At 56.4% G+C, this 4,245-nt stretch carries 2 protein-coding genes and 1 pseudogene; 1 reads left to right on the top strand and 2 read right to left on the bottom strand.

The genetic code is table 11. The annotated features are described in order from the left end of the window. Window positions 1-198: 198 nt before the first annotated feature. Window positions 199-392, top strand: a pseudogene (locus tag AA309_RS33935) (transposase); the annotation flags it as partial. Window positions 393-551: 159 nt separating this feature from the next. Here the strand turns inward: AA309_RS33935 and AA309_RS31495 are convergent. Next, window positions 552-1,424 carry a PhzF family phenazine biosynthesis protein gene (locus AA309_RS31495; RefSeq protein ID WP_084731870.1) on the bottom strand — a complete coding sequence of 291 codons (873 nt, stop codon included), beginning with the start codon at window positions 1,422-1,424 and terminating at the stop codon, window positions 552-554. A gap of 34 nt (window positions 1,425-1,458) precedes the next feature. Next, entirely contained in the window at window positions 1,459-4,137 is a 2,679-nt protein-coding gene (locus AA309_RS31490) for an AMP-binding protein (protein WP_047192967.1), read from the bottom strand. Between the last annotated feature and the right edge of the window lie 108 nt (window positions 4,138-4,245).

Raw genomic sequence — 4,245 nt, 5'->3', positions numbered from 1 at the left:
CCATGCATGTCCCGTGCCAAAGGAGAAACTCTTTTCAAACGGATAGGTCCCGGTTCGTGGTGTAGCTCGACGGGAGCCCAGCGGTCGGCCCGCGCGGCTTTTTGAGCGCCGTAGCGGGCCGGGCGCTGGGCGGGTGGTCATCGGCGATTTCCGGCTAGGGTTGGGTTGCGACATCCACCTGCACCCGAGAGAACCCCGATGACCAATCCCATGATGGACCTCAAGAGCCTGGTCGAGAAGACCCCGGACGCCGATCTACTGCGCGAGATGATCAGCTTCGTGGCCGAACGCCTGATGGAGCTGGAGGTCGGCGCCCTCACCGGTAGAAGAGTCCGGAACTCCGGGCCCAGCGCAACGGCTACCGCGAACGCGACTGGCACACCCTCGCCGGCCAGCAGAACGATGCGAGCCCGCCAGACGACCTTCTGGGGTGTGTTGCGGTGGCGGACCAGGTTCTCCAGGCGATCCCGATCTGCGGCGGGAACCTCAATGCGTTCGATCTTGCCCATCAGCGCAGCATCGCACATTGCACTGGATTTCGGAAACACCCGTCAGTGACGGAGCACTAGCTTGGCTCTTCCTCCAACGATCACACGACCGTCCGAGGATGAGAGTTCGAGGACTCCCCCGCTCTCCGATGCCTGCAGCGCGCGCAAGTCCGTCCTACCCAGGACCCTCGCCCAATAGGGATAGAGCTTGCAGTGCGCCGATACGCAGACCTGATCTTCGTTGATTGCGATTCTCGGCGAAAAGAATCTTGATACGATATCAAATTCTCCGAACGCTCCGCCCGGATCGACAAGAGCCGTGAGAACGACACCGCGGCAATCGATCTGAGCTATGCTTCGAAAATTCGGCTCATAGTCAAGAACGACACGTTCGTGGTCAACGACAACAACGTAATCGTCATATGCCTTCCGAATCTCCTTAACCGGAATACCCATGTATCGTTGGACCGCTTCATATTCCATTGGATCTACCGGAATCGTGTCGATGACCGGCAGCGCGACCCGCACGGCGTCGCCTTGCAGCCAAGCGTCGAGAAGCCCGTTCCGGGAGTGAAACGAGATTCGATTGGACCGGCCGTTACCGGCACGAAAAAGCCAATATGCCGCCGCCAACGTTCCGTGTCCACAGAGGTCCAGTTCGGCATTCTGCGTGAACCAGCGAATTTCAAAATGGCCTGTCTCTTCCAGGGTGCGAAGGAACACTGTCACAGGCTGGCGATACCGCTGCGCCAGCTGCAGGCACTCGGCCATCGCTGGATATCTATCGTAGAGCATGATTGCCGCCGGATTGCCGGCGAAGCGGCCGTCCGCAAATGCGTAAACCACCACTGACGGTGTATCGCCATCCGATTGCTCCGCATCAAACATTCCGTCACTCGAGCGCGGCGGTAGAATAAAGCCTTTTCCAGCTGTCATATCTCAACTCCTGACGCCATCGCTGCAGGACATGTCACGCTCCGTCAAAGCCACCTTCAGCTCCAGAGCTAGGCCAGTCTTCTACTTGGTCTTCGCTCGGATACGCGTGCTGCGCCTCGACTCTGGCCCTCTCATGTAAGAACCCATATGGTTCAGTCCGCATGACGGAAACGAGTTTGGACTCCATGTCTCTTGCGTCGACTACCCTCGCGTAGGTCCCAGCTATTGCGAACTCCCGCAGAACATCTCTCATTTCGCGAACGTCACGCGTAGTATCGTGTGCAAGAAACGAATACTCGGGTCGACCCTTGATGTCTCGAATATAAACTTCTGTCGACACGTCAATCGGGCCGCCTCCGAAGTCAGCGAGCCCCCGCAAGTTGATCGTCTTGCTGTAAGGCACACCCGCTAGGAGTTCGCACCTGTGCACATGAGTAAAGTTTGACGTGCCTAGGCCGATAATCAATCCAGCTGAGCGGCTTATCTCGCCAAATATCGAGTCGTCACCGAACGGACTGCATTTCCACCAGTTCGTCTTGCACAATTCCTGCATTCTCGGGCCGGTAACGACGATTGAATAAGCGGGATGTTTGGTGCGCCCAGCAGGTAGCTGTCGCATCACAAGATCGGCCAAAACTCCTGTTTCGGACTTGGTCTTCGTCCAATGGTAACGCTGTGTGGAGCAGTAGCTCAATGTGAACGCAGGCAGAAGAACCGTGGACGTCGCGGAGACGCGCTCTATTGTTTCAAGTAGAATGGATGCTACCTCATTCGCAGGTACATTCCTTAAGGCTACAAGCGATGAATGTAACACAATCGTGCTGGGGGCCCGCGTTTCAACGTACTCGATGATTTGCGCGACCTCGTCCCTAAATTGGGCAGCGTGTCCGCTCTGGCCTGTGGCGCCCGCTTGAGATCCGCTGCGGTCGATCGGTTGAGTTCGCCTTGCCCACTCCTCGAGTGACAGGTCTTGCTCTTGATAGACGTCCTCGCCAAACATGAGGCCGGCTTCGGCCAACTTGAGTTGTATCTCGAGGAAGTTCAGTGAATCAATCTTGCACTCCCGAGCTGTCAAGCTGGGTAATACCCGTCTTCCCGTGAACGCTTCTATCGCTGCCAGCAAATGGTCCAACGGTGACTCCGTTGCATTTCCGGCCTGGGCTGCAGCACGCTTCACGTTCGCCCTGAGCGCCTCCTTGGCAGTCCTCTCGAGGGCGCGCTGGTCGAGTTTCCCATTGGCAGTAAATGGAAGCTCGACAAGAGGCACAATTAGCCTCGGCACACGATCATTCGGCAGCGCCTCCGACAATCGCCGATGAACCTCATCCACGTCGGCGCTCGCGGGCGTCACCATGCAGACCAGCTCCTGGCCCATGTCGTCGTCTCTATCTACCACGACCAGCTCTGAGTCTGCGCATAGGGCTGTCCGATCGATCGCGCTGGTAATTTCCCCCTTCTCCAGCCGAATTCCTCGAAATTTGATCTGATCATCCTTTCTTCCGACAAACCGCAATCCATGTTCTTTCGAAGCCATGACATAATCACCAGTGCGGTACAAAACTTGCTCGCCGTTGGCCGTCATGTATGGCACGAAGCGCAGTTTCGATTGGACTTCGTCAGCCACATAGCGTTGGGACGTCTGCACGCCTCCCACCCAGAGCTCGCCCTCGACTTCAACCCCAACGTTGGACTGGGCCTCGTCAAGAACAAAGAAATCGATGTTGCACTCTGGTTTTCCGATGAACATCGGGAGGTCTTCATCACCACGGGGGCAATAGTGGTAACTAACAGCAACACAGCATTCGGTCGGCCCGTAGCTGTTTATTAGCGTCGCGCTGGGAAGAAGTGAATAAAACCGCCGCCTAAGTGAATCCGGCAGCGATTCGCCATTGCAGACTACATATTCGAGGTCCGTGAACCGCTCCGTTATGGAGGGGAGACGTTCAAGAGTTCCAAGGAAGCGTCGCAACAGCGTTGGGACCATCTGAATGACGTTCGTGCCGCTTTGAATTAGGAACTCGATTGTTTGGATGATCTGTGCTTGCAGTTGCGTAGTAGGCAAGACAATTGTCCCACCGGTCAAAAATGGTACGAAGAACTCGGGAATCGAGAAATCAAACGCTGGCCGCGTAAGCTGCGCAATGCTGGCGCTCTCCGAGAAATTAATCATGTCGATATACCAGTCGACCAAATTCAGAAGAGCTGCCTGCGAAACCGGTACCCCTTTCGGGATTCCCGTGCTGCCGGAGGTGTGCATGATGTACGCGATGCTTGAGAACACTGAGTTGATGCCACTAGGTGTCGGAACGCGCTCAACGCGCATCGAGCCACTTGGATCCTGACTGACTATGGCATTGGCGTTCGTGTTGCGGATTATATGATCCAACCGCTGGTCGGAGTCTGATGGATCAACAGGCACGAAGGCAACGCCCAGCAGTTGGGTGGCAAGAATGACCGTGACCAAATCAACTGATCGGGGAAGTTTGACAATGACCGCCTCACCAGGACGGATGCCGATGGCCTCGAAGCGCCCCATAAGACTGGACGCGGACGTCCCCAACTCCCGGTAGCTTACATCGCCATTCTCGTTCGTACGTACAGCGGTGTTCGACGGAAATTTGTCCAAAGTCTCGGCGATAACATCGGCTATCTTGTCGTGGCCAAAACGCAACGGCCGGCGCGGACCGGACAGGGTCGGTACTAGTGACTGCATTGTAGGGCTCTCCGTTACAGCTCTCCGTCAACCGCCCTGCGGGTTTCAGGAATTAACCAGGGACACATCGGCGTGAAGCCGCTCCGTCGCCAGCAACTGGTCGAAGGA

The sequence above is a fragment of the Microvirga vignae genome (genome assembly GCF_001017175.1).
GTDB classification, from domain to species: domain Bacteria; phylum Pseudomonadota; class Alphaproteobacteria; order Rhizobiales; family Beijerinckiaceae; genus Microvirga; species Microvirga vignae.
This window is presented reverse-complemented; position numbering and strand designations above follow the sequence as displayed.